Origin of the sequence: Cellulomonas sp. T2.31MG-18 (genome assembly GCF_964266755.1) — a bacterium.
Classification (GTDB): Bacteria; Actinomycetota; Actinomycetes; order Actinomycetales; family Cellulomonadaceae; genus Cellulomonas.
This window is the reverse complement of record NZ_CAXWGW010000001.1, coordinates 1,022,891-1,045,928: the sequence shown is the minus strand read 5'-3', so window position 1 is coordinate 1,045,928 and position 23,038 is coordinate 1,022,891. Positions and strand designations below refer to the sequence as shown.

Here is a 23,038-nt window from a genome sequence, read left to right as displayed (position 1 = left end):
CGCTGGCTACCATCACCGGATGAGCGCCGTCCCGCCCGTCGACGGGGACTCGGCCGCCTCCGTGCCGGCACTGCCGGCGGGCCGCGCCGCGGGTCCGCGGATGCGCCGCGACCAGCGCCGCGACCAGCTGCTGACCATCGCGCAGCAGCTGTTCGCCAGCGAGGGCTACCACCACGTGTCGATGGACGACATCGCCGACCGCGCGCTGGTCAGCAAGCCGGTGCTGTACCGGCACTTCCCGTCCAAGCTCGACCTCTACCTGGCGGTGGTGGACGCCTGCGGCGAGGACCTGCTGACCACCATGGACCGCGCCCTCGAACCGGTGCAGCACGGCCAGGCGACGGACGGTCGCGACGTCGTCGCCGCCATCGTGCGGGCGTACATCTCCTTCGTCGAGGTCGCGGGCGAGGCGTCCAGCCTGCTCTTCGAGTCCGACGTCACCCGCGACCCCGGCGTCCGGGCCCGGGTCGAGCGGGCCTCCGTCTCCACCGGGACGCGCATCGCCGAGGCATTGCAGCAGGCCGCGGGCCTCGGGCCTGCGGAGGCCGCGACCGTGTCCGCCGCCCTGGTGACGATGGCGCAGGGAGCGGCGGTGCACCGCCTGCGCCATGCCGGCACGCTGACGGCGGAGGCGACCACGGACCTCGTCTCCCGGCTGGCGTGGGGCGGTGTGGGCGGCCTGATCACGGACGTGTCGCGGCCCGCCGGGAGCACGGCGCCGACCAGGGCCGGGACGACGGACGCGGCGACCCACGGTGCCGAGCCGGCCGAGGCCGCCGACCCGGGCCCCTCTCCCGCCACCACCTAGGATCGACCGGTGGTGGCGCGTCAGCGCCCTGGGAGGCCACCCCGCCCGGTCCCACCCCGCGAGGGGGACGACGACGGGGACGACGACGGTGGGCTCCCGCACCGGACAGGAGGAGGAACGGTGGACATCACGATCGGCGTGCAGAACCTGCCCCGGGAGATCACGCTCGAGTCCGACCAGACGTCGGACGAGGTCGCCGCCGCCGTCGCCGCCGCGCTTGCCGGCAAGGCGGCGCTGGAGCTGGTGGACAGCAAGGGACGACGGGTCATCGTGCCGACCGCGAGCCTCGGGTACGTCGAGATCGGCGCGGAGTCCCGGCCGCGGGTCGGCTTCGGCACCATCTGACGTCGGCGCACGACGGCTGCGCCGACCCGCTCAGGCGGTGAGGCGCAGCCGGTTCATCCGCCGGGTGTGCTCGGCCGTCAGCTCACCGAGCACCGCGGCGCTCTCACCGGCCCGGGGCCGTGCGTTCGTCGTCGTCGGCTCCGCCTCCGCGGACTCCGCCCCGTGCCTGCTGCGCGCCGCGTGCAGCAGCCGCTCCAGCGCGGGCCGCTGCGCCAGCAGCCGCTGCACCACGCTGAGCGACTCACCGACCAGACGCCGGCCCCACAGCGCCAGCCGAGCAGCCAGCACCGTGTCCTGCGCGGACGCGGCGTCCAGCTCCGCGGCCGCCAGCTCGGCGGGCGATCCCGCACCGAGCACCTCGAGGACGAGGGTGCGCGAGCGCTCGTCCAGCCCCTCGGCGGCGAGCCGGCAGAAGTCGTCGGCGACGCCGTAGCCGACGTAGGCGGTCAGCAGTCGCTCCCACCACGACCCCGGCGCCGTCCGGGCGTCGAAGTCGTCCATCACGTGCTCGTGGCGCGCCATCGCCGCCACCGGGTCGCCACCGAGCTCGGCGATCCGGTCGAGCACCCGGTCACGCCCCTGGACGCACTCGGCGGCGCACCGGCTCAGTGCCAGGCGCTGCTCGATCGAGGGCGCCGCCTGGGAGTCGGCGGCGAGGCGGACGAACTCGGTGTGCGCCACCTGTGCGACGAGGCCCAGCAGCTCCACCGCGTCGGCGGCCTGGGTCCCGGCGTCGGCGGCCTGGGTCGCGGCGGACGCCGCGGCGGACGTCTGCGGGGCGGGGACGGCTGCGTCGGCGGTCATCCTTGGAGGGTAACGCCCGGCGCACCGGGCGGCGCCACGGAGGTCCGGTAGACTCGCGCCCGTACATCGGTTGCCCGGTCGTCTTGCATCTCGGGTCCACCCCTGCGAGGTGGCCCACCTCCCTGGCACCGGTCCGCACGGACCGGACGTCGTGCGTGAGGCGGAATTCACGATCGGCTGCCGGCCAACCCGCGTGGCGCCGCCGCCGCGTCCGGGGTGCCAGGCGACACGCCGTGGCCGCCCTGGCCGCCGCCCGCCGCCACCCTTCGCAGTGAAGAGTCCACGTGACCACCACCGATCAGCAGCCGGCTGACACCATGCTCACCGCCGCGGACGCCGTGGCGACGCCCGTCGGCGCCTACTCCCGCGCGTCCTCCTCCGTGCAGGCCGTCGACGCCTCGTTCGCCGACTTCGACATCCGCCCCGAGACCGTCGCCGCGCTCGCGTCGCACGGCATCACGCACCCGTTCCCGATCCAGGCGATGACCCTGCCGGTCGCGCTGGCCGGCCACGACATCATCGGCCAGGCGAAGACGGGCACCGGCAAGACCCTCGGCTTCGGCATCCCGCTCCTCGAGCACGTGATCGCGCCCGACGAGGACGGCTACGCCGACCTGACCGCGCCCGGCAAGCCGCAGGCGCTCGTCGTCGTCCCCACCCGCGAGCTGGCCGTCCAGGTGGCCGGCGACCTCGCGATGGCGGCCGCGACCCGCAAGGTCCGCATCGTGCAGGTGTACGGCGGCCGTGCCTACGAGCCGCAGGTCGAGGCGCTCGCCCGCGGTGCCGAGGTGGTCGTCGGCACCCCCGGCCGCATGATCGACCTGCTCACGCAGCGCAGCCTGATCCTGTCCCACGCCCGCACGGTGGTGCTGGACGAGGCCGACGAGATGCTGGACCTCGGCTTCCTCCCCGACGTCGAGCGGCTGCTCGGCGCCACCTCCGCCAGCCGCCACACCATGCTGTTCTCGGCCACCATGCCGGGCGCCGTCGTCGCGATGGCCCGCCGTTACATGAGCCAGCCGACGCACATCCGCGCCAGCGACCCGGACGACGACTCCAAGACCGTCAAGAACATCCACCAGGTCGCCTACCGCGCCCACGCGCTGGACAAGGTGGAGCTGCTCGCGCGGATCCTGCAGGCCCGCGGCCGTGGCCTGACCATCGTCTTCGCGCGGACCAAGCGGACCGCCGCCAAGGTGGCGGACGAGCTGAACGAGCGCGGCTTCGCCGCCGGCGCCATCCACGGGGACCTCGGCCAGGGTGCCCGGGAGCAGGCGCTGCGCGCCTTCCGCCACGGCAAGGTCGACGTGCTGGTCGCGACCGACGTCGCGGCCCGTGGCATCGACGTCGAGGACGTCACGCACGTCATCAACTACCAGTGCCCCGAGGACGAGAAGATCTACCTGCACCGCACCGGCCGCACCGGCCGCGCGGGGCACAAGGGCACCGCGGTGACCTTCGTCGACTGGGACGACGTGCCGCGCTGGGGCCTGATCGACAAGGCGCTCGAGCTCGGCATCCCCGAGCCGGTGGAGACCTACTCCTCCTCGGCGCACGTGCGCGAGGACCTCGACGTCCCCGAGGGCATCACCGGACGGCTGCCGAAGTCGCAGCAGACCCGCGAGGGGCTGGCGGCGGAGGTGCTCGAGGACCTGGGTGAGACCGGCAAGCACGGCGGTGCACCGAAGCACGACGGACCTCGCGGCCGCGGTGGCCGTGGCGACGGTCCTCAGGGTGGTCGCGGCGAGCGGAGCCGGCCGCGCTCCGGCGGCCGGTCCGAGGGCCGGTCCGAGGGCCGGTCGCAGGGACGGGGTGACGACGAGCGCACCCGCACGTCGGACGCCGCACCTGCCACTGAGGGCGCAGCCCCGGTGAGCGGCGAGGCGACGTCCGCCGACGAGACGCGCAAGCGTCGGTCGCGCAACCGTCGGCGCACGCGTGGCGGCCGCCCGGTCGAGGGCGCCGCGGGCGCCGCGGCGGAGGCCGGCTCCGAGGGCTGAGCCCGGAACCGCGTCCGGAACGACGAACGGGCCGTCGCTCGCACCTTCGGGTGCGGCGGCGGCCCGTCGTCCTCGGGGCTGCAGCGGGACGCGCCCGTCGGTCGGACGCAGGGTCCGGTCAGACCTGCCGGGCGAACGTGAGCACGGCGTCCGCGAGCAGCTGCGCCGCGATCGCCGCGAGCAGCAGACCGGCGATCCGGCTGACCAGCATGGTCCCCGAGTCACCGAGCACCCGGTGGATCGCGTTGGCGAACCGCATCGCCAGGTAGAGGCAGATGTGCACGCCGACCACGGCCAGCGCGATGGCGATCCAGTCGCCTGCGGTGCGCGCCTGCTGCGCGAACACCATCGTCGCGACGATCGCGCCGGGACCGGCCAGCAGCGGGGTGCCCAGCGGCACCATGGCGATGTTGCCGCGGGCGACGTCCGGGGCAGGCTCGTCGTCCATCTTGCCGGTGAGCAGCTCCATCGCCACCACCAGCAGCAGCAGACCGCCCGCCGCCTGCAGGGCGGGCAGCGAGACGTGCAGGTACGTCAGCAGCTGCTGGCCGAACAGCGCGAACCCGACGATCACGCCGAAGGCCACGAGGATCGCCTGCCGTGCCGCCCGCACCCGCTGCGCGCGGTTCATCGCGCCGGTCAGCACCAGGAAGATCGGCACGGTCCCGGGCGGGTCCATGATCACGAACAGCGTGACGAACGCCGACAGCAGCAGCTGGACGTTCAGCACGGCCCTCACGGCCGGACCACCGGCATGCTCCCCCGCTCCTCGATCGCGGCCAGCACCGCCGGGTCGGTGAGGTTCTCCCCCAGCACGTTCGGCTTGCCGGCACCGTGGTAGTCGCTCGACCCGGTGACCAGCAGCCCGAGTCGGTTCGCCAGCGCCCGCAGGCGGTCGCGCTGCGCCGGGCTGTGGTCCCGGTGGTCCACCTCGAGCGCCACCAGGCCCGCCTCGGCCAGCTCCTCGATGACGTCGTCCGCCACCACCCGGCCGCGGCCGTCGGCACCGGGGTGCGCGAACACCGGCACCCCACCGGCAGCGACGACCGCCCGTACCGCGTCGACGGCGGTCGGCGCGGCGTAGCCGACGTAGTACGGACCCCGGGCGGACAGCAGGTCGACGAAGGCGGTGGACCGGTCGGGCACGATGCCCAGCTCCACCAGCGCGTCGGCGATGTGCGGCCGGCCGACGGCCACCGCGTCCTTCGCCTGCAGCAGCACGTCGGCCCAGGTCACCGGCACGCCGCCGGCGGCGAGCCGTGCCACCATCCGCTCCGCCCGGTGCTCCCGGGAGTCCCGCGTGCGGGCCAGCACGTCGGCGAGCGCCGGCGCCGTCGGGTCCTGCAGGTAGCTGAGCAGGTGCACGCTGACACCCCCCGCGATCGCCGACACCTCGGTGCCCCGCACCAGCGCGACGCCCGCGCGCTCCGCCTCGTGCGCCGCCTCGGCCCAGCCGGTCGTCGTGTCGTGGTCCGTCAGGCCCACCACGTCCAGGCCCGCCGCCCGCGCGTCGCGGACCACCTGCGACGGAGAGCCCGTCCCGTCCGATGCCGACGAGTGCGTGTGGAGGTCGATGCGCACGTCGGACGGGGTCACGCGGACACGGTAGTGCCCGGATCCGACGCCTCCGCCCTGTCGTGGTGCCGATCGGCCGGGACGCTGCCGCTCCGCCGTCCCACAAGGGACGTTCGGACCACGCGCACCGCGCGCGATGGGGCGTGGACTGAGGACGTCACAGCGTGAGGCGCGCCGAGGTAGCCGCGCGGTGCGCCTGGCGCTCCGAGCGCGAGGCGGTGGCACCTGTGAGCATCCGCACCCCCCTGACCCTGGCGTCGATCGAACCCGACGCCGGCCTGCGAGCCGCCCTGGCGCTCGACCCGGCGGGGGTGGTGGCGACCGTCACGGACTCGGGCATCAAGGGCCGCGGCGGCGCCGGTTTCCCCACCGGTCGCAAGTGGACCCTCGCCGCCGGTGCTCCGGCGCCGGACGGCGTGCGCTACGTCGTGTGCAACGCCGACGAGGGCGAGCCGTCCACGTTCAAGGACCGCGTGCTGCTGGACGAGCTGCCGGACCTGGTGTTCGAGGGCATGACGATCGCGGCCTACGCGATCGGCGCGCACGAGGGCATCTGCTACCTGCGCGGCGAGTACGTCTACCTGCTCGACGCCCTCGAGGCGTGCCTCGCCCGACGGCGGGAGGCCGGGCTGCTCGGCGACGACGTGCTGGGCTCCGGCTTCTCCTTCGACGTGCGGGTGTTCCTCGGCGCCGGGGCGTACGTCTGCGGCGAGGAGACGGCGCTGATCGAGAGCCTCGAGGGACGTCGGGGCGAGGCGCGCAGCCGCCCGCCGTTCCCGGTGGTGCGCGGGTACAACGGGGCGCCCACCGTGGTGAACAACGTCGAGACCTTCGCCTGGACGGCGGCGATCCTCGCGCGCGGCGCGGACTGGTTCGCGGCGATCGGCACCGACCGGTCCACCGGCCCCAAGCTGCTCAGCGTGTCCGGCGACGTGCAGCACCCCGGCATCTACGAGTTCCCGCTCGGCGTGCCGATCGCCACCGTCCTGGAGGCGGCTGGTGGTGCGGACGCCAAGGCGGTGATCGTCGGCGGCGCGGCCGGCACGTGCGTGCCGCGTCGTGACTTCGGCCGGGCGATCAGCTACGAGGACGTGTCCACCGGCGGCGCCGTCATCGTCCTCGGGCCCTGGCGGGACCTGCTCGAGGTGGCCGAGAACCTGCAGTGGTTCTTCGTCAACGAGTCGTGCGGCCAGTGCACCCCGTGCCGGGTCGGCAGCCTGAAGCTGCTCGAGGGCATCCGTCGGCTGCGCCGTGGCGAGTGCACGCGGCAGGAGCTGGCCGACCTGGTCAGCCTGGGCGGCACCATGCAGATCGCGTCCAAGTGCGGGCTGGGGCAGGCCGCACCGAACGTGTTCCTGTCCCTGGTCAGAAGCCTGGAGCAGGAGATGCTCAGCCACATCCCGGCCGGCGCACGGTGAGGGGACGACGATGACCACCACCACGACACCCGGCACCGCGACGAGCACGGACACCGTGCGGGTCGTCGTCGACGGTGTCCCCGTCGACGTCCCCGTCGGCTCGTCGATCCTCGACGCCGCCCACCTCGCGGGCCGCCGCATCCCCACCCTGTGCCACCACCCGGACCTGCCGGACGTCGGCATCTGCCGGGTCTGCCTCGTCGAGGTGGTCGGCCAGCGCGCCCTGCAGGCGTCGTGCGCGTACCCGATCACCGAACCCGTCGAGATCCGCACCTACAGCCGCCGCGTGCGCCAGGCCCGCCAGACCGTGGTCGACCTGATGCTCGCCGAGCACTACGGCTCCTGCCAGACGTGCGGCCGCAACGGCGCCTGCGAGCTGCAGGACCTGGCCGCCGAGTACGGCTCCGACCACTACCGGTTCGGCCGGCAGACGGAGCCGACGCGCCCGTTCGACCTGGTGGGCCCGTCGATCGTGCGGGACATGAACAAGTGCGTGCACTGCACCCGCTGCATCCGCACGTGCGCACAGGTGCAGGGCGTCGGTGCCCTCGGCGTGATCGGCCGCGGCAGCTCGACGACCATGTCGCCGTACCTGACGCTGCCGATCTCCGACGTGGTGTGCATCAACTGCGGCCAGTGCATCGACCGCTGCCCCACGGGCGCCCTGCAGGAGCACGACGACACCGAGCTGGTGTGGCGCGCGATCGAGGACCCGACCAAGCACGTGGTGATCCAGACGGCACCGGCGCCGCGCGCCGCGATGGGTGAGGAGTTCGGCCTGCCGCCGGGGACGCCCGTGACGTGGCAGCTGAACACGGCGCTGCGCGGCATCGGGTTCGACAAGGTGTTCGACACCAACTTCGCCGCCGACCTGACGATCATCGAGGAGGGCACGGAGCTGCTGCTCCGCCTGTACGAGAACCTCGTCCTCGACGACCACAGCCGGCCGCTGCCGCAGTTCACCTCGTGCAGCCCGGGTTGGATCAAGTACCTCGAGCACCGGTACCCCGACGCCATACCCAACCTGTCCAGCTGCAAGAGCCCGCAGCAGATGTTCGGCGCTGTGATCAAGGGCTTCTACGCCGCGCGCGCAGGGGTGGACCCGGCGGACGTCGTGTCCGTGTCGCTGATGCCCTGCACGGCGAAGAAGTTCGAGGCGGCCCGGCCGGAGATGGCCGACTCGGGCTACCGCGACGTCGACGTCTCGCTGACCACGCGCGAGCTGGCCCGGATGATCCGCGAGTGCGGGATCCGGCTGCCCGACCTGCCGGAGTCGGACTTCGACGACCCGTTCGGCACGGCGTCCGGGTCCGGCGTGATCTTCGGGGCGACCGGCGGGGTGATGGAGGCCGCGCTACGGACCGTCGTCGAGCTGGTCACCGGGCGGCCGGTCGAGGAGCTGTTCGACCACGCCGACATCACGCCGGTCCGCGGCTTCGAGGACACGCGCTACACCGAGATCACGCTCCCCGACCAGCTGGGACCGGTTCCGGCGATCCTCGCGGGGAAGATCCCGGACCTCGACTGGCTGCGCGGCGTGACGCTGCGGCTGGGAGTGGTGCACGGGACGGGCAACGCCCGGAAGGTGATGGAAGACATCGCCGCCGGCGGCCTGTTCAGCCGCTGCCACTTCATCGAGTTCATGGGCTGCCCGGGCGGCTGCCTGGGCGGCGGCGGCCAGCCGGTGCCCACCGATGCGACGATCCGGGCCGCGCGTGCCAGGGCCATCTACGCGGAGGACGCCCATTACGGGGAGACGGGCCGCGCACGCAAGAGCCACGAGAACCCCGCGGTGCTGCGGCTGTACGACGAGCTGCTCGCCGACGGCCCCAACGGGCCGACGGCCCACCACCTGCTGCACACCACGTACACGCCGCGCGGCAGCTTCATCACCGCGGGCGTGACGAGGACCGGACGGGAGGCGTCCCGATGACCGGCATCCCGGCCGACGTGCTGGAGCGTGAGGCCGACCTGGTCGGCGCGATCGACCGGCTGGTGGCGCAGCACGGCGCCCGACGCAGCTCCCTGCTGCCGATCCTGGAGGCGCTGCGCGAGCAGCGACGCCAGATCAGCGACGTCGCCATGCAGGTGGTAGCCGACCGCCTCGGCCTGCCCCCGGTGGAGGTCCAGGGCGTGGTGACCTTCTACCACTTCCTCGGCACCGAGCCGACGGGCCGGCACGTCGTCCACCTGTGCCGGACGATCTCCTGCGCGATGGCGGGCATGGGGGCGATCGCCGAGCGGCTGGAGAACGAGCTCGGCATCCGGTTCGGCGAGACGACGGACGACGGCCTGGTCACCCTCGCCTGGGCCAACTGCATCGGCATGTGCGACCGCCCGCCGGCGATCCTGCTGGACAGGCAGGCGATCGGCCGGGTGACGCCCGACGACGCGTGCGAGCTGGTCGCACGCCTCCGTGCAGCGTCGTCGGACGACACGGTCGGTGGGACGCCGGTGGGAAACTGGTCGGGTGACCGAGGACCTGACCCCAGAGACGACGACTCCCGCTGACCACTCCGCCGACCAGCCGCTCCAGGACCGCGGCGGCAACCGTTCGCTGCGGCCGTCGTCGGCGGAGTTCCTCCGGTTCGTCACGTCCGGCTGGGCTCCCCGCGCGGCCGGCACGGTGACTCGCTCCGCCGTCGCAGACCTCACCCCGGCGCGCCGCACGGCGCTGGCCGCCGACTTCGCCGACCAGCGCCTCGTCGTCCCCGCGGGCCGCCCCCAGCTCCGGTCGAACGACACCGACTTCCGCTTCCGCCCGCACGCCGCGTTCGCCCACCTGACCGGGCTCGGCATGGAGCAGGAGCCGGAGGCCGTGCTCGTGCTGCACCCGGTCGAGGACGGCACCGGGGAGAGCGGCGGGAGCCACCGGCCCGTGCTGTACCTGCGCCCCCTGTCCGGCCGGGACAGCGAGGAGTTCTTCGCCGACAGCGCGCGCGGCGAGTTCTGGGTGGGCGCCCGGCCGACCCTCGAGGACATGGCCACGCTGACCGGCATCCCCACGGCCCACCTCGACGACCTGCGCGACGCGCTCGCCAAGGACGCCGGCGCCGACGGCGTCCTGCTGGCCGTGGTTCCGGACGTCGACGAGGCCGTGTCGCAGATCGTCGAGGAGATCCGCGCCGACGAGGCCGCGGGCAAGCGGCGCGACGAGCGGCTGGCCGAGGCGCTGTCCGAGCTGCGCCTGGTCAAGGACGCGCACGAGGTCGAGCAGATGCGCGAGGCCGTCGCCACGACGATCGCCGGGTTCGAGAAGGTGGTGCGGCAGCTGCCCGCGGCCACCGCGCACCGGCGCGGCGAGCGCGTGGTCGAGGGCACGTTCATCGGGCACGCGCGGCAGGAGGGCAACGACGTCGGCTACGCGACGATCGCCGCCGCCGGCGAGCACGCGACCACGCTGCACTGGACCGACAACGACGGCACGGTGCGCCCCGGCCAGCTGCTGCTGCTCGACGCCGGCGTCGAGATCGACTCGCTCTACACCGCCGACGTCACGCGCACGCTGCCGGTCGACGGCCGCTTCACGGACGCGCAGCGCAAGGTCTACCAGGCGGTGCTCGACGCGGCCGATGCCGCGTTCGCCGTCGTGCGACCGGGCATCCGGTTCCGGGAGGTGCACGGCGCCGCGATGGAGGTGATCGCCGACCGCCTCGCCTCCTGGGGGCTGCTGCCGGTCGGCGCCGCCGAGTCGCTGCGGCCGGACGCCCAGTTCCACCGCCGCTGGATGGTGCACGGCACCAGCCACCACCTCGGCATCGACGTCCACGACTGCGCGCAGGCGCGCGTCGAGATGTACCTCGACGGCGTCGTCCGGGCCGGGATGGTGTTCACCATCGAGCCGGGCCTGTACTTCAAGTCGGACGACCTGCTCGTCCCCGAGGAGCTGCGCGGCATCGGGGTCCGCATCGAGGACGACGTGCTGGTGATCGCGGACGGTGCCGAGAACCTGTCCGGGGCCCTGCCCCGCGACCCCGACGCCGTGGAGGCGTGGATGGCCGGCCTGCTGGCCTGAGCCGGCCGGTCAGGTCGTCGGCCCACCCGGTCCGGTCGGCTCACCCGGTCCGGTCGGCTCACCCGGTCCGGACGGTCCCGTCGGCTCACCCGCACGCGGCGGAGCCGACGGACCCGTCGGCGAGGCGGGCGGCACCGGCGGTGCAGGCGGCGCGACCGGTGGCACGTCGGGCCGCGCCGGTCCCGGGTAGGTGGCGGTGGGGTCCGAGGGCGGGGGTCCCATCGGCCGGCTGGGCTCCGGGGTGCGGTCCGGCCAGCCGGAGCGGACCCCGCCGATCGACGCGAGCAGCTGGCGCGCCTTGCCGGCGTGCTCCGCAGCGCACAGCACGGAGTACGACGTCGCGACGATCTGGCTCGACGAGGTGAAGTCGCGGCGGCCGCGCGAGAACGAGTACGTGATCACCGAGAACAGCAGCCCGAACGCCCCGCCGAACAGGATCGCCGGCAGGAACAGGCTCGAGGCGCTCGACGAGAACATCGTGAGGATCAGCCCCACGAACAGCCCGAACCAGGCGCCGGAGGCGAACCCGCCGAGCGCCACCGACGGGTACGACAGCCGCCGCAGCACCCGCTCCACCATCTGCAGGTCGGTGCCGACGATCGTCACGTTCTGCACCGGGAACTGCGAGTCGGCGAGGTGGTCCACCGCCCGCTGCGCCTCGAGGTAGGTGCCGTAGGACGCGACGGTCTCCCCCTTGGGCAGCGTCGGTGTGCTCGGGGTCCGGTTCGGACGGGTGAACGACATGCGTCGATCCTGGCCCACGCTGCGGCGATGTGCCTAGGGCAGCCTGGTGGCGCCCGGTGCCGGCGGGAGGCGCACCGCTTAGGCTCACCTGCGTGAGCGCCGCCGGGACACGCGTCTTCGTCGCACGGCTCGCGGGCACCATGGTGTTCGACCCCCTCGGGGACCACGTCGGCCGGGTCCGCGACGTCGTCGTGCTGGTGCGCCCGAAGGGGGCGGCGCGCGCGGTCGGACTGGTCGTCGAGGTGCCGGGGCGCCGGCGCATCTTCCTGCCGCTGACCCGGGTGACCGCGATCGACCCCGGACAGGTGATCTCCACCGGCCTGCTCAACATGCGCCGCTTCGAGCAGCGCGCCGCCGAGACGCTGGTCGTCGGGGAGCTGCTGGACCGGACGGTGGACCTGGTCGACGGTTCGGGCACGGTGCTGATCGAGGACGTCGCGATCGAACGGCAGCGCAACGGCGACTGGTTGGCCACCCAGCTGTTCGTCCGGCGCCCACGACCCAGCGGCGGGCTGCTGCGCCGCCGTGGCGAGACGATGCTCGTCGGCGCCGACCAGGTCCGGGGCCTCGACCGTTCGACGGACGCCCAGGGCGCCGGGCTGCTCCTCGCGCAGTACGCCGACCTGAAGCCCGCCGACCTCGCCGACGCGCTGCACGACCTCACCACCGCACGTCGGCTCGAGGTCGCCGCGGCGCTGGACGACGAGCGCCTCGCGGACGTGCTCGAGGAGCTGCCGGAGGACGACCAGGTCGAGATCCTGCAGGTCCTGGACCTGACGCGGGCGGCGGACGTGCTCGAGGCGATGCAGCCCGACGACGCGGCAGACCTGCTCGGCGAGCTGCCGGACGCGCAGCAGGCGGAGCTGCTGGGCCTCATGCAGCCGGAGGAGGCGCGGGACGTCCGCCGGCTGCTCGCCTACGAGGACAACACCGCCGGCGGCCTGATGACCACCGAACCGGTGATCCTGGGCCCCGAGACGCCGATCGCCGCGGCGCTCGCGCACGTGCGACGGCAGGACCTCAACCCGGCCCTCGCCTCGGTCGTGTTCGTCGCACGCCCACCGCTGGAGACGCCGACGGGCCGGTTCATCGGCGTCGTGCACCTGCAGCGCATGCTGCGCGAACCGCCGCACCAGCCGATCGGAGCCATCGTCGACACCGACCTCGAACCGGTGACGGCCGACGCGCCGCTGCTGAGGGTCACCCGTGAGCTCGCCACCTACAACCTGCTGGTGCTCCCGGTGGTCGACGCCGAGCGGCGGCTGCTCGGTGCGGTGTCCGTGGACGACGTGCTGGACCACCTGCTGCCGGAGGACTGGCGCGAGGTCGACGACGAGACGACGGGTGCCCAGCATGGCTGAGCGTCGGCTGGACACCCCGCGCGAGCAGGGTCGCACCTGGCGGCCTGCGCTCGACCCCGATGCCATCGGCCGTGGTGCGGAGGCGTTCGCCCGGTTCATGGGCACCGGGCGCTTCCTGCTCTACATGACCGGGTTCATCATCGTCTGGATCTTCCTCAACGTCGTCGGGCTGGTCGGCCACTGGGACCCGTACCCGTTCATCCTGCTCAACCTCTGCTTCTCGGTTCAGGCGTCGTACGCGGCGCCGCTGATCCTGCTCGCCCAGAACCGGCAGGACGACCGCGACCGCGTCGCGCTCGAGCAGGACCGGCAGCAGGCGGAGCGGAGCCTGGCGGACACCGAGTTCCTCGCCCGCGAGATGGCGGCGCTGCGCATCGCGCTGTCGGAGGTCGCCACCCGAGACTTCGTGCGCTCCGAGCTCCGGGCCCTGCTGGAGGACCTGACCGAGGACCGCGACGCCGACGTCGTGGCGACCACGAGCGGCGGCACCGACCGGAGCGCGCCACCCAGCGCCTGACGCCCGGGCCGTCGCAGACCCAGGAGGCGACGAGGGTCACAGATGACGGCCCGGTCGCCGCACCTACGATTGCCCCATGCCGACCGACACCCCGCCCACCGCCACGTCTCCCGCCCCCGGCGGTCTCGAAGAGGCGATCCGGGCAGCGCTGGCGCGGGTGCAGGACCCGGAGATCCACCGGCCGATCACAGAGCTCGGCATGGTGCGCTCCGTCGAGCTCGACGGCGGCCGCGCCGTGGTCGGCATCGACCTCACCGTGCCGGGCTGCCCGCTGAAGGACACGCTGCAGCGGGACGTCACGGCCGCGGTCGCCGCCGTGCCGGGCGTCGACGAGGTGGTGGTCCAGCTCGGGTCGATGACGGCCGAGCAGCGTGCCGAGCTGCGCTCCCGGCTGCGCGGCGGGGCCGGCGAGCCCGTCATCCCGTTCGCCCAGCCCGGTTCGCTGACCAGGGTGATCGCGGTGGCGTCCGGCAAGGGTGGCGTCGGCAAGTCCTCCGTCACGGCCAACCTCGCGGTGGCGATGGCCCGCCAGGGGCTGTCCGTCGGTGTGGTCGACGCGGACATCTACGGCTTCTCGCTGCCGCGCATGCTCGGTGCCGACCGCCCGCCCACGCAGGTGGACGACATGCTCCTGCCGCCCGAGGCGAACGGCGTCAAGGTGGTGTCGATCGGCCAGTTCGTCGCCCCCGGCCAGCCCGTGGTGTGGCGCGGGCCGATGCTGCACCGGGCCCTGCAGCAGTTCCTCGCCGACGTGTTCTGGGGCGACCTCGACGTGCTGCTGCTGGACCTCCCGCCCGGGACGGGTGACATCGCGATCTCCGTGGCCCAGCTGCTGCCGGCATCCGAGCTGGTGGTGGTCACCACCCCGCAGGTCGCCGCGGCCGAGGTCGCCGAGCGTGCCGGTGCCGTCGCGGTGCAGACGCGGCAGCGGGTGATCGGCGTCGTGGAGAACATGTCCTGGCTGGAGCAGCCGGACGGCACCCGGTTCGAGCTGTTCGGTGCCGGCGGCGGCGCTCGGGTCGCCGAGAGCCTGTCCCGCATCACCGGTACGGACGTGCCCCTGCTGGGTCAGGTGCCGCTCGACGTGTCGCTGCGCGAGGCGGGCGACGGCGGGACCCCGGTGGTCGCAGCGAACCCCGAGACGGCCGCCGCCCAGGTGCTCACCGACATCGCCAAGCGGCTGGCGGTCCGGCCCCGCGGCCTGGCCGGCCGCTCGCTCGGGCTCTCCCCCGTCGGCCGCTGACGGGAGCACGGAGCGCACCGCTCCCGCGGCCGTGGCCGGTGATGCCCTTCAGATGGCTCAGGCGTCGAACTCGACGACCAGGGGGGCGTGGTCGCTGAACCGCTCGGCGTACGACGGCGCACGGTCCACGGTCGCCGCCACGGCCACCTCGGCCAGCGGTGCGGACGCGAGCTGGTAGTCGATCCGCCACCCGGCGTCGTTGTCGAACGCCTTGCCCCGCCAGGACCACCAGGTGTACGGACCGGGTCCCTCGCCACCGAGCTCACGTCCGAGGTCGTGCCAGCCGAGCTCGTCGAACCAGTGGTCCAGGTACGCCCGCTCCTGCGGCAGGAAGCCGGCGTTCGCCAGGTTGCCCTTCCAGTTCTTGATGTCCACCTCGCGGTGGGCGATGTTCAGGTCGCCCCCGACCACGGCGAGCCCGCCCGCCTGCGCCAGCTCCCGCAGCCGTGCACCGACGTGCTCGCAGAACGCGTACTTCTCCTCCAGCGACGGCGTGCCCACCGTCGCGGAGTGCAGGTACACCGAGACGACGGTCAGCGTCCGCCCGTCCGGCAGCGTGACGTCCGCCTCGACCCACCGTCCGGCGTCGCCCGTCGCCCCTGTCCCGAGCCCGACGCGGACGGCCGTCATCGGCAACCGCGACGCGATCGCCACACCGGCCCGGCCCTTCGCGGCCCCCGCCTCGTGCGCGAGGTCCCACCCGGCCGGGTCGAGGTGGTCCGCGAGGATCTCGTCCGACCCGCGGACCTCCTGCAGCAGCAGCACGTCCGGCTGGCGCTTGTCCAGCCACTGACCCATGCCGCGGCGGAAGGCGGCACGGATGCCGTTGACGTTGACGGTGGCGACGCTCAGCACCGGGACATCGTGCCCGACACCGCCGACATCTCGACCCGGTCAGCGACCGGCGTAGGCCGCCTCGAGCGGATCCACCTCGAGCTTCGACATCGTGAGCATGACGGCCATCGCGCGGGCGACGCCGGCGGCGTCCGACCCGCTCATCACGCGCGTCAGCCCGGCGGGCACCACCTGCCACGACACGCCGAACCGGTCGACGAGCCACCCGCACTGACCCGGCTGCCCGCCGTCGGCGGTCAGCGCGTCCCAGTACCGGTCGACCTCCTCCTGGGTGTCCACCTGCAGGAGCACGGAGAAGGCCGCGTCGAGCCGGAGGGCGGGACCGCCGTTCAGGAACGTGAACGGCACGCCGACCAGCTCGAGCTCGACGATGAACGGCGCACCGTCCGTCACACCGGGTGTGCCCGCCGGCGCCTGCACCACCGAGGTGACCCTCGTGTCCGGCAGCAGCGCGGCGTAGTGCTGCGCCGCCGGGAGCGCCTGGTCGTCGAACCACAGGTGCGAGCGAACCGTCGTCATGACCGACCCCGTCCCCGGCACCCCCTGCGGGCACCGTCAGCCGTACCGACCGTCCGCACCACGCGATCTCATCGCGGGCGCGGGCCGGGTGGGCCCCGGGTCGGACGCGGCACCCGCCCACTGCCGGCCACGCGCTCAGGCGAGGATGCGCTCCGCGGCCTCGACCACGTTGGTGAGCAGCATCGCCCGGGTCATCGGCCCGACGCCGCCGGGGTTGGGCGACACCCACGCCGCCACCTCGCGCACCGCCGGGTCCACGTCGCCCACCACAGGCGACCGGCCCGTCGCCGGGTCGGTCACCCGCGAGACCCCGACGTCCACCACGACGGCACCGGGCCGCACCATGTCCGCCGTCACGATGCCCGGCACCCCCGCCGCGGCGACCACGACGTCGGCGTTGCGCGTGTGCGCCGCCAGGTCCGCCGTCCCGGTGTGGGTCAGCGTCACCGTGGCGTTGAGCTCCCGGCGCGTGAGCAGCAGCCCGATCGACCGCCCGACGGTCACCCCGCGGCCGACGACCACCACGTCCGCCCCGCGCAGGTCGACCCCGTGCCGGGTCAGCAGCTCGACGATGCCGCGCGGCGTGCACGGCAGCGGTGACGTCACCGGCTCGTTCACGCGCAGCACCAGCCGGCCGAGGTTGGTGGGGTGCAGCCCGTCGGCGTCCTTCGCCGGGTCGATCAGCTCCAGCACGCGGTGCGTGTCGATGCCCTTGGGAAGCGGCAGCTGCACGATGAACCCGGTGCAGTCCGGGTCCTCGTTCAGCCTCGTGACCGCCGCCTCGATCTGCTCCTGCGTGGCGTCCGCCGGCAGGTCCTCACGGAGCGACGCGATGCCGACCTGCGCACAGTCGCGGTGCTTGCCCTCGACGTAGAGCCGCGACCCGGGGTCGTCCCCGACCAGCAGCGTGCCGAGCCCGGGACGCAGCCCCCGGGCCGCCAGCGCGGCGACCCGGGAGGTGAGCTCGTCCTTGATGGCAGCCGCGGTCGCGGTGCCGTCCAGCAGCCGTGCCGTCATCAGTACTGCTTCAGGCCGGCGTACAGCGGGAACGCCTCGGTCAGCTTGGCGACCCGTGCCCGCAGCGCGTCGATGTCCGCGCCGGCGCCGTCCACCAGCGCGGTGGCGATGACGTCCGCCACCTCGGTGAACTCGGCCGCACCGAACCCGCGCGTGGCGAGCGCCGGCGTGCCGATGCGCAGGCCGGAGGTGACGCGCGGGGGGCGCGGGTCGAACGGCACGGCGTTGCGGTTCACGGTGATGCCTGCGTCGTGCAGGAGGTCCTCGGCCTGCTGGCCGTCCAGCGGCGAGTTCCGCAGGTCCACCAGCACCAGGTGCACGTCCGTGCCGCCGGTGAGCACCGAGACCCCGGCGTCCCGCACGTCCGCCGCCGACAGGCGCTCGGCGATGATCTTGGCGCCCTCGAGGGTGCGCTGCTGGCGGTCGACGAACTCCGGGGTGCCGGCGATCTTGAACGCGACGGCCTTCGCGGCCACCACGTGCATCAGCGGGCCGCCCTGCTGACCGGGGAAGACTGCCGAGTCGATCTTCTTCGCATACTCCTCGCGCGACAGGATGAAGCCCGAGCGCGGGCCGCCGATCGTCTTGTGCACGGTCGACGAGACGACGTCGGAGTACGGGACGGGCGACGGGTGCAGCCCGGCGGCGACGAGGCCGGCGAAGTGCGCCATGTCCACCCAGAGCTTGGCGCCCACCTCGTCGGCGATCTCGCGGAACGCCGCGAAGTCCAGGTGCCGCGGGTACGCCGACCAGCCGCCGATGATGACGGCCGGACGGTGCTTGAGCGCGGCCTCACGCACCGCCTCGGGGGTGATCAGGAACGACTCGGGGTCCACCCCGTACGCCGCGACGTCGTACAGCCGGCCGGAGAAGTTGATCTTCATGCCGTGCGTCAGGTGACCGCCGTGGGCCAGCTGGAGGCCGAGGATCCGGTCACCCGGGGTGGCCAGCGCGTGCAGCACGGCCGCGTTGGCCGTCGCGCCCGAGTGCGGCTGCACGTTGGCGTGCTCGGCACCGAACAGCGCCTTGGCGCGGTCGATCGCGATGGTCTCGGCGATGTCGACCTGCTCGCAGCCGCCGTAGTACCGCTTGCCGGGGTAGCCCTCGGCGTACTTGTTGGTCAGCACCGACCCCTGCGCCTGCAGCACCGCGCGGGGGACGAAGTTCTCGCTGGCGATCATCTCCAGCGTGCCCTGCTGCCGGGCGAGCTCACCGTCCAGGACGGCGGCGATGTCGGGGTCGAGCTCGGCGATGGACTGATCCATCAGATCGGTCATGGTGGCGCTCCGTTCGCAGTCAGCGGTGGGCGGCGGCCGGCGACGGGCACCCCGCACCGTGGTGGTGGGTGACCGGGGGCCCAGGCGTCCGACCCGCTGGTCCTGCTGCTGCGTCGCTCCCCGGTGGTGACCCACCCGTTGCGCCAGTCGCGACCCGCCAAGACTACCAACGGGTCCGTCGCCCGCCGCCAGCCCGTCTCAGGACCACCGCCGGTCTCAGGACCACCGCCGGTCTCAGGACCGCCGACCGTCTCAGGACCGCCGACCGTCTCAGGACGACCGGCCACGATCGCACCGGGCCCGGTCAGTCGTGCGCGGGCGGCTCCTCGAGCGCCGCCAGCCACACCCGCAGGATCTGCTCCAGCTGCCCGGCCCGCTCGTCGCCGATCATCGCCACCAGCCGGTGCTCGTTCGCGATGTGCTCGGTGTAGGCGGCGTCGATCACCTCGCGGCCCCGCGCGGTCAGCGCGACCACCCGCCCGCGGCCGTCGTGCGCGTCGCGACGACGTTCGACGAGCCCGGCCCGCTCCAGCCGGTCGATCCGCTTGGTCATCCCGCCGGTGGTCACCAGCGTGTGCTCCGCGAGGTCGCCGGCGCTCCGCTCGAACGGCGCTCCCCCGCGCCGCAACGTGGCGAGCACGTCGAAGTCGCCCTCGCCCAGGCCGTGCCTCCGGTAGACCTCCACGAGCCGGTCGGTCAGGTGGTTCGCCACCCGGTGCAGGCGGGTGACCACCCCCTGGGGGCTGACGTCGAGGTCCGGCCGCTCCCGCTCCCAGGCAGACCGCAGCAGGTCGATGCGATCCGGGCCCGGTACCCCGTCGTCCGCCATGCCGCCCAGCGTATATCTTCCCGGTCAGATACTATCCCTTCCATGGAAGGTAACTGGCGCGCCTCCGCCACCACCGCGGTCGCCCCCGTCGCGTGGGGCGCCACCTACTTCGTCACACGGCACGCACTGCCGGCCCAGCTCCCGCTGTGGGGCTCGGCGCTGCGCGCACTCCCGGCCGGCCTGCTGCTGCTCCTCGTCGCCCGCCGGTTGCCGCGCGGCCGGTGGTGGTGGCGCTCCGCCGTGCTGGGCCTGCTCAACACGAGCGTGTTCTTCGTGCTCGTGTACGTCGCCTCGCAGCGGCTGGAGACCAGCACCGCCTCGACCGTCATGGCGACGTCGCCCTTCGTGCTCATGCTGGTCGCCCGGCCGCTGCTCGGCCAGCACCCGACCCGCGCCGCCCTGGTCGGCGCCGCCCTCGGCGTCGCGGGCGTCGTGGCGATGCTGACCACGGGCGCCGCGCGCCCCGACCCGCTCGGCATCGCGGCGTCGGTCAGTGCGATGGTCATGTCATCGGTCGGCTACGGCCTGGCGACGCGCTGGCGCGACGACGTGGACGTCGTCAGCTCCACCGCCTGGCAGCTGGTGGGCGGCGGCCTGCTGCTGACCCCGGCGGCCCTGCTCGGGGAGGGGCCGCCGCCGAGGTTGGGACCCGAGGCCCTCCTCGCCGTCGGATACGTGACGCTGGTCGCCACGGCGCTGGCCTACCTGGCCTGGTTCTCGGGCCTGCGCCGCCTTCCGGCCTCCGCCGTCGGCCTGCTCGGACTCCTGAACCCGGTCACCGGCGTCACGCTCGGGCTGCTGCTGGGCGGCGAGCGGCTCGGCCCGCTCCAGGTGGTCGGCACGATCACCGTGCTGGCCGCCGTGCTGGTCGGTCAGCCGTCGACCGCCGCCGTCGTCGCACGCCTGCGGGCACCGGTCGTCCGGGGCAGAGCGCCCGCCCCGGGCTCAGCCGCCGAGTCCCCGCGGCTCGCCGAACCGTGCGGCGTCAGTCCTCGGTAGCGGCACCGTCGTCGGCGGGCTCCAGCTCCTCGCCGGGGTCCCGACCCAGGAACCGGCGCAGGTAGGCGTAGGTCAGGTCCCCGGCCGTGCGGTCGTGCTGGTACTCGTAGCCCCGCCGCGTGTACATCGCGATGTTCTGCACGGAGTCGCGCGCGGTGAAGATCCACACCTCGCTGATGCCGTCCGGCAGGAACGTCGCCACGGCGTCGAGCAGGTGCGTGCCGACGCCCTTGCCCTGCTGGTCGGGCGCGACCGCGAAGCGGCCGAGCGTCGCCTTCGACCCCTCGACCAGCACCCGGATCGAGCCGACCAGCCGGTGCCGCTGCCACATGCCGACGGTGATCACACCCGGTGCGGACAGGTCCGCTCGCAGCTCCTTGAGCGTCTGCGTCAGCGGCGGGATGAAGGGGTCGTTGGCGAGCTGCGCCTCCGTCACGAACGCAGCCCGGCGCAGCGTCAGCAGCTCGCCGGCGTCCTCCGCGGTGACGAGGCGGATCTCGATGTCGTCGGCCGTCATGCGGCCATCGTCCCAGGCCCGGCACCGACCGCACTACTCTCGGGCCTCGTGTCCCCCACCACAGACACCGACGCCACCGCGTGGGTGCTGACCCTGTCCTGCCCCGACCGTCCGGGCATCGTCGCCGCGGTCGCCGGCCTGCTGGCCGAGCACGGAGGCAACATCACCGAGTCGCAGCAGTTCGGGGACGCCGACTCGGGTCTGTTCTTCATGCGCGTGCAGGTGACGGCAGCGGCGTCGCGGGAGTCGCTGGAGACGGCGCTGGCCGCGTTGGCGGAGCGGTTCGACCTCACCTGGGAGCTCGACGTCGCCGGTCGACCGGTCCGGACCCTGGTCATGGTCTCCACCGCGGCGCACTGCCTGAACGACCTCGCCTTCCGCCAGCGGTCGGAGAGCCTGCCGATCGACATCGTGGCCGTCGTGTCCAACCACGAGGTGCTGCGCCCGCTCGCCGAGTTCTACGACATCGCCTTCCATCACCTGCCGGTCAGCCCCGACACCAAGGCGCAGGCCGAGGCGCGGCTGCTCGAGCTGGTCGACCAGCTCGACGTCGAGCTGGTCGTGCTGGCCCGCTACATGCAGGTGCTGTCGGACGACCTGTGCCGACGGCTGCCCGGCCGGGTGATCAACATCCACCACTCGTTCCTGCCGTCGTTCAAGGGCGCCCGCCCGTACGCCCAGGCGCACGCCCGCGGCGTCAAGCTGATCGGAGCGACGGCGCACTACGTGACCGCGGCGCTGGACGAGGGGCCGATCATCGAGCAGGACGTCGAGCGGGTGGACCACAACCGCACGATCACCGACATGGTGCGCCTCGGTCAGGACGTCGAACGTCGTGCGCTGGCCCGTGCCGTCCGCTGGCACGCCGAGCACCGGGTGCTGCTGGACGGCGGCCGCACCATCGTCTTCCGCTGAGCCCCCCGCCCGCCGGAGCTCCTCGCGTCGGTCCGAGCTGCTGGCGCTCGCCCGAGCTGCCCGCGCCGGTCCGAGCTGCTCGGACACGCCACGAGGGCCCCGCACCTTCCGGTGCGGGGCCCTCGTGGCGTGCTGTGCTGACGGAACTACTTGGTCAGCGGGGCCAGCGTCGGGTCGTTCGCGTAGACCTGGGCCGCGTTCGCCTTGGTCACGATGACCGGGGTCAGCAGGTAGGCCGGGACGACCTTGACACCGTTGTTGTAGGACTTGGTGTCGTTCACCTGAGCGTCCTTGCCGGCCTGCAGGTCCTTGATCGTCTGGACGGTCTGCTTGACCAGCTCGCGGGTGTCCTTGTAGATGGTGGAGTACTGCTCACCAGCCATGATGGACTTCACGGACTCGACCTCGGAGTCCTGACCGGTGACGACCGGCAGGTCCTTGCCGGCCTGCTTGACCGAGGTCATCGCAGCACGGCCGAGGGTGTCGTTCGGGGACAGGATGCCGTCGAGCTTCTTGTCCGTGTAGGTGCCCGCCAGGATCGTGTCCATGCGCTTCTGGGCGTTCTCAGCCTTCCAGCCCTGGGTCGAGACCTGCTCGATCGTGGTCTGGCCGGAGGGCACGACGAGCGTGCCGTCCTTGATCTTCGGCTCGAGCACGGACATCGCACCGTTGAAGAACGGGGCGGAGTTCGCGTCGTCGGGCGAACCGGCGATGAGCTCGATGTTGTAGGGGCCGTTGCCCTTGCGCGCCTTGAGGCCGTCCAGCAGGGCCTGGCCCTGCAGCTGGCCGACCTTGTAGTTGTCGAACGCGATGTACAGGTCCACCGCGTCGGTGTTCTTCAGCAGGCGGTCGTAGGCGATGATCGTCGCGCCGGAGGACTTGGCGTCCTTCAGCTGGCTGCCGAGCTGCGAACCGTCGATGGCGCCGACGACGATGACCTTGGCCTTCTGCTCCACCATCGAGGAGATCTGGTTCTGCTGCTCGGTCACGCCGCCGTTGGCGAACTGGACGAGCGGCTTGAAGCCGGCGGCCTTGAGGTCGTCGTTGAACAGGCTCTCGGCGAGGACCCAGTTCTCCGAGGTCTTCTGCGGCAGGGCGACACCGATGGTCGCGTCGGCAGCGAAGCCCTTGGCAGCGGCGCTGGAGCCGGCCGAGGAGGCCGCGGTGGAACGCGAGTTGGACGAGCAACCGGTGAGCACCAAGGCCCCGGCGGCGCCGACCGCGATGGCCGCGACTGCGAACTTCTTCATGGGATATCGCTTTCTTGTCGGGCACCCGTC

At 73.3% G+C, this 23,038-nt stretch carries 23 protein-coding genes and 1 riboswitch; of the genes, 12 read left to right on the top strand and 11 right to left on the bottom strand.

The annotated features are described in order from the left end of the window. Window positions 1-19: 19 nt before the first annotated feature. On the top strand, window positions 20-808 hold the full coding sequence (locus ACFQTY_RS04900) for a TetR/AcrR family transcriptional regulator (RefSeq protein WP_378097996.1): 789 nt from the start codon (window positions 20-22) through the stop codon (window positions 806-808). Between the two features lie 120 nt (window positions 809-928). Next, window positions 929-1,153 (top strand): DUF3107 domain-containing protein, encoded by a 225-nt coding sequence (locus ACFQTY_RS04895; RefSeq protein WP_378097992.1) that lies wholly within the window; start codon window positions 929-931, stop codon window positions 1,151-1,153. Window positions 1,154-1,183: 30 nt separating this feature from the next. On the opposite strand, the gene ACFQTY_RS04890 is transcribed toward ACFQTY_RS04895, so the two are convergent. Further along, window positions 1,184-1,957 carry a ferritin-like fold-containing protein gene (locus ACFQTY_RS04890; protein ID WP_378097989.1) on the bottom strand — a complete coding sequence of 258 codons (774 nt, stop codon included), beginning with the start codon at window positions 1,955-1,957 and terminating at the stop codon, window positions 1,184-1,186. Window positions 1,958-2,274: 317 nt separating this feature from the next. Between ACFQTY_RS04890 and ACFQTY_RS04885 the strand changes: the two genes are divergently transcribed. Further along, window positions 2,275-3,957 carry a DEAD/DEAH box helicase gene (locus ACFQTY_RS04885; protein ID WP_378099112.1) on the top strand — a complete coding sequence of 561 codons (1,683 nt, stop codon included), beginning with the start codon at window positions 2,275-2,277 and terminating at the stop codon, window positions 3,955-3,957. 118 nt (window positions 3,958-4,075) lie between these two features. Here the strand turns inward: ACFQTY_RS04885 and ACFQTY_RS04880 are convergent, their stop codons facing one another. Both ACFQTY_RS04880 and ACFQTY_RS04875 read right to left on the bottom strand, forming a co-directional pair. Then, on the bottom strand, window positions 4,076-4,696 hold the full coding sequence (locus ACFQTY_RS04880; protein WP_263729549.1) for a MarC family protein: 621 nt from the start codon (window positions 4,694-4,696) through the stop codon (window positions 4,076-4,078). Continuing rightward, window positions 4,693-5,538 carry a PHP domain-containing protein gene (locus ACFQTY_RS04875; protein ID WP_378099110.1) on the bottom strand — a complete coding sequence of 282 codons (846 nt, stop codon included), beginning with the start codon at window positions 5,536-5,538 and terminating at the stop codon, window positions 4,693-4,695. Before ACFQTY_RS04875 ends, ACFQTY_RS04880 begins: the two co-directional genes overlap by 4 nt. Window positions 5,539-5,759: 221 nt before the next feature. Between ACFQTY_RS04875 and ACFQTY_RS04870 the strand changes: the two genes are divergently transcribed. Genes ACFQTY_RS04870 through ACFQTY_RS04855 form a run of 4 tightly spaced genes read left to right on the top strand, consistent with a single transcriptional unit; the run spans window position 5,760 to window position 10,965 of the window. Then, window positions 5,760-6,950, top strand: coding sequence for an NADH-quinone oxidoreductase subunit F (locus ACFQTY_RS04870; protein ID WP_378097985.1), 1,191 nt, complete (start codon window positions 5,760-5,762; stop codon window positions 6,948-6,950). A gap of 10 nt (window positions 6,951-6,960) precedes the next feature. Beyond that, window positions 6,961-8,883: a [FeFe] hydrogenase, group A gene (locus ACFQTY_RS04865; protein WP_378097982.1), complete on the top strand. Its 1,923-nt coding sequence runs from the start codon at window positions 6,961-6,963 to the stop codon at window positions 8,881-8,883. Then, window positions 8,880-9,461: an NAD(P)H-dependent oxidoreductase subunit E gene (locus ACFQTY_RS04860; protein WP_378097979.1), complete on the top strand. Its 582-nt coding sequence runs from the start codon at window positions 8,880-8,882 to the stop codon at window positions 9,459-9,461. The genes ACFQTY_RS04865 and ACFQTY_RS04860 overlap by 4 nt, the downstream gene beginning before the upstream one ends. Next, a complete protein-coding gene (locus ACFQTY_RS04855; RefSeq protein ID WP_378097976.1) occupies window positions 9,421-10,965 on the top strand; it encodes an aminopeptidase P family protein in 1,545 nt (514 codons plus the stop codon). Before ACFQTY_RS04860 ends, ACFQTY_RS04855 begins: the two co-directional genes overlap by 41 nt. A gap of 9 nt (window positions 10,966-10,974) precedes the next feature. Here the strand turns inward: ACFQTY_RS04855 and ACFQTY_RS04850 are convergent, their stop codons facing one another. Next, the gene (locus tag ACFQTY_RS04850) at window positions 10,975-11,709 is read right to left on the bottom strand and encodes a general stress protein (protein ID WP_378097972.1); all 735 of its coding nucleotides are present in this window, start codon (window positions 11,707-11,709) and stop codon (window positions 10,975-10,977) included. Window positions 11,710-11,801: 92 nt separating this feature from the next. On the opposite strand from ACFQTY_RS04850, the gene ACFQTY_RS04845 reads away from it, so the two are divergent. From ACFQTY_RS04845 to ACFQTY_RS04835, 3 genes are all read left to right on the top strand, one after another. Then, entirely contained in the window at window positions 11,802-13,070 is a 1,269-nt protein-coding gene (locus ACFQTY_RS04845) for a magnesium transporter MgtE N-terminal domain-containing protein (RefSeq protein WP_378097969.1), read from the top strand. Beyond that, on the top strand, window positions 13,063-13,587 hold the full coding sequence (locus ACFQTY_RS04840; RefSeq protein ID WP_378097965.1) for a DUF1003 domain-containing protein: 525 nt from the start codon (window positions 13,063-13,065) through the stop codon (window positions 13,585-13,587). Before ACFQTY_RS04845 ends, ACFQTY_RS04840 begins: the two co-directional genes overlap by 8 nt. Before the next feature lie 76 nt (window positions 13,588-13,663). Then, window positions 13,664-14,830 (top strand): Mrp/NBP35 family ATP-binding protein, encoded by a 1,167-nt coding sequence (locus tag ACFQTY_RS04835; RefSeq protein ID WP_378097962.1) that lies wholly within the window; start codon window positions 13,664-13,666, stop codon window positions 14,828-14,830. 57 nt (window positions 14,831-14,887) lie between these two features. Here ACFQTY_RS04835 and ACFQTY_RS04830 read toward each other — a convergent pair whose 3' ends face one another. The 5 genes from ACFQTY_RS04830 to ACFQTY_RS04810 form a co-directional block, all read right to left on the bottom strand. Next, window positions 14,888-15,685 (bottom strand): exodeoxyribonuclease III, encoded by a 798-nt coding sequence (locus ACFQTY_RS04830; protein ID WP_378097959.1) that lies wholly within the window; start codon window positions 15,683-15,685, stop codon window positions 14,888-14,890. A 39-nt stretch (window positions 15,686-15,724) separates the two neighbouring features. Beyond that, window positions 15,725-16,204, bottom strand: a complete 480-nt coding sequence (locus tag ACFQTY_RS04825; protein WP_378097956.1) for a VOC family protein — start codon at window positions 16,202-16,204, stop codon at window positions 15,725-15,727. 135 nt (window positions 16,205-16,339) lie between these two features. Continuing rightward, entirely contained in the window at window positions 16,340-17,221 is an 882-nt protein-coding gene (locus ACFQTY_RS04820) for a bifunctional methylenetetrahydrofolate dehydrogenase/methenyltetrahydrofolate cyclohydrolase (protein WP_378097953.1), read from the bottom strand. Then, window positions 17,221-18,498, bottom strand: a complete 1,278-nt coding sequence (gene glyA / locus ACFQTY_RS04815; protein WP_378097950.1) for a serine hydroxymethyltransferase — start codon at window positions 18,496-18,498, stop codon at window positions 17,221-17,223. Before glyA ends, ACFQTY_RS04820 begins: the two co-directional genes overlap by 1 nt. 71 nt (window positions 18,499-18,569) lie before the next feature. After that, window positions 18,570-18,659, bottom strand: a riboswitch (ZMP/ZTP riboswitch). Window positions 18,660-18,802: 143 nt separating this feature from the next. Further along, window positions 18,803-19,327 carry a MarR family winged helix-turn-helix transcriptional regulator gene (locus ACFQTY_RS04810; protein WP_378097947.1) on the bottom strand — a complete coding sequence of 175 codons (525 nt, stop codon included), beginning with the start codon at window positions 19,325-19,327 and terminating at the stop codon, window positions 18,803-18,805. A 42-nt stretch (window positions 19,328-19,369) separates the two neighbouring features. Between ACFQTY_RS04810 and ACFQTY_RS04805 the strand changes: the two genes are divergently transcribed. Further along, window positions 19,370-20,326 (top strand): DMT family transporter, encoded by a 957-nt coding sequence (locus ACFQTY_RS04805; RefSeq protein ID WP_378097943.1) that lies wholly within the window; start codon window positions 19,370-19,372, stop codon window positions 20,324-20,326. On the opposite strand, the gene ACFQTY_RS04800 is transcribed toward ACFQTY_RS04805, so the two are convergent. Continuing rightward, the gene (locus ACFQTY_RS04800) at window positions 20,313-20,843 is read right to left on the bottom strand and encodes a GNAT family N-acetyltransferase (protein ID WP_291757768.1); all 531 of its coding nucleotides are present in this window, start codon (window positions 20,841-20,843) and stop codon (window positions 20,313-20,315) included. The genes ACFQTY_RS04805 and ACFQTY_RS04800 overlap by 14 nt on opposite strands. A gap of 48 nt (window positions 20,844-20,891) precedes the next feature. On the opposite strand from ACFQTY_RS04800, the gene purU reads away from it, so the two are divergent. After that, on the top strand, window positions 20,892-21,758 hold the full coding sequence (purU, locus tag ACFQTY_RS04795) for a formyltetrahydrofolate deformylase (protein ID WP_378097940.1): 867 nt from the start codon (window positions 20,892-20,894) through the stop codon (window positions 21,756-21,758). Between the two features lie 146 nt (window positions 21,759-21,904). On the opposite strand, the gene ACFQTY_RS04790 is transcribed toward purU, so the two are convergent. Continuing rightward, window positions 21,905-23,008 carry a sugar-binding protein gene (locus ACFQTY_RS04790; RefSeq protein WP_337973421.1) on the bottom strand — a complete coding sequence of 368 codons (1,104 nt, stop codon included), beginning with the start codon at window positions 23,006-23,008 and terminating at the stop codon, window positions 21,905-21,907. Window positions 23,009-23,038 lie beyond the last annotated feature (30 nt).

What these genes read in the sequence shown, in the direction of transcription:
- ACFQTY_RS04885 (WP_378099112.1), top strand. Translation starts at nt 2,275, where the DNA reads ATGCTCACCGCCGCGGACGCCGTGGCGACGCCCGTCGGCGCCTACTCC.
- ACFQTY_RS04820 (WP_378097953.1), bottom strand. Translation starts at nt 17,221, where the DNA reads ATGACGGCACGGCTGCTGGACGGCACCGCGACCGCGGCTGCCATCAAG.
- ACFQTY_RS04840 (WP_378097965.1), top strand. Translation starts at nt 13,063, where the DNA reads ATGGCTGAGCGTCGGCTGGACACCCCGCGCGAGCAGGGTCGCACCTGG.
- glyA (WP_378097950.1), bottom strand. Translation starts at nt 18,498, where the DNA reads ATGACCGATCTGATGGATCAGTCCATCGCCGAGCTCGACCCCGACATC.
- ACFQTY_RS04835 (WP_378097962.1), top strand. Translation starts at nt 13,664, where the DNA reads ATGCCGACCGACACCCCGCCCACCGCCACGTCTCCCGCCCCCGGCGGT.
- ACFQTY_RS04850 (WP_378097972.1), bottom strand. Translation starts at nt 11,709, where the DNA reads ATGTCGTTCACCCGTCCGAACCGGACCCCGAGCACACCGACGCTGCCC.
- ACFQTY_RS04890 (WP_378097989.1), bottom strand. Translation starts at nt 1,957, where the DNA reads ATGACCGCCGACGCAGCCGTCCCCGCCCCGCAGACGTCCGCCGCGGCG.
- ACFQTY_RS04900 (WP_378097996.1), top strand. Translation starts at nt 20, where the DNA reads ATGAGCGCCGTCCCGCCCGTCGACGGGGACTCGGCCGCCTCCGTGCCG.
- ACFQTY_RS04810 (WP_378097947.1), bottom strand. Translation starts at nt 19,327, where the DNA reads ATGGCGGACGACGGGGTACCGGGCCCGGATCGCATCGACCTGCTGCGG.
- ACFQTY_RS04860 (WP_378097979.1), top strand. Translation starts at nt 8,880, where the DNA reads ATGACCGGCATCCCGGCCGACGTGCTGGAGCGTGAGGCCGACCTGGTC.
- ACFQTY_RS04825 (WP_378097956.1), bottom strand. Translation starts at nt 16,204, where the DNA reads ATGACGACGGTTCGCTCGCACCTGTGGTTCGACGACCAGGCGCTCCCG.
- ACFQTY_RS04805 (WP_378097943.1), top strand. Translation starts at nt 19,370, where the DNA reads ATGGAAGGTAACTGGCGCGCCTCCGCCACCACCGCGGTCGCCCCCGTC.
- ACFQTY_RS04865 (WP_378097982.1), top strand. Translation starts at nt 6,961, where the DNA reads ATGACCACCACCACGACACCCGGCACCGCGACGAGCACGGACACCGTG.
- ACFQTY_RS04800 (WP_291757768.1), bottom strand. Translation starts at nt 20,843, where the DNA reads ATGACGGCCGACGACATCGAGATCCGCCTCGTCACCGCGGAGGACGCC.
- ACFQTY_RS04790 (WP_337973421.1), bottom strand. Translation starts at nt 23,008, where the DNA reads ATGAAGAAGTTCGCAGTCGCGGCCATCGCGGTCGGCGCCGCCGGGGCC.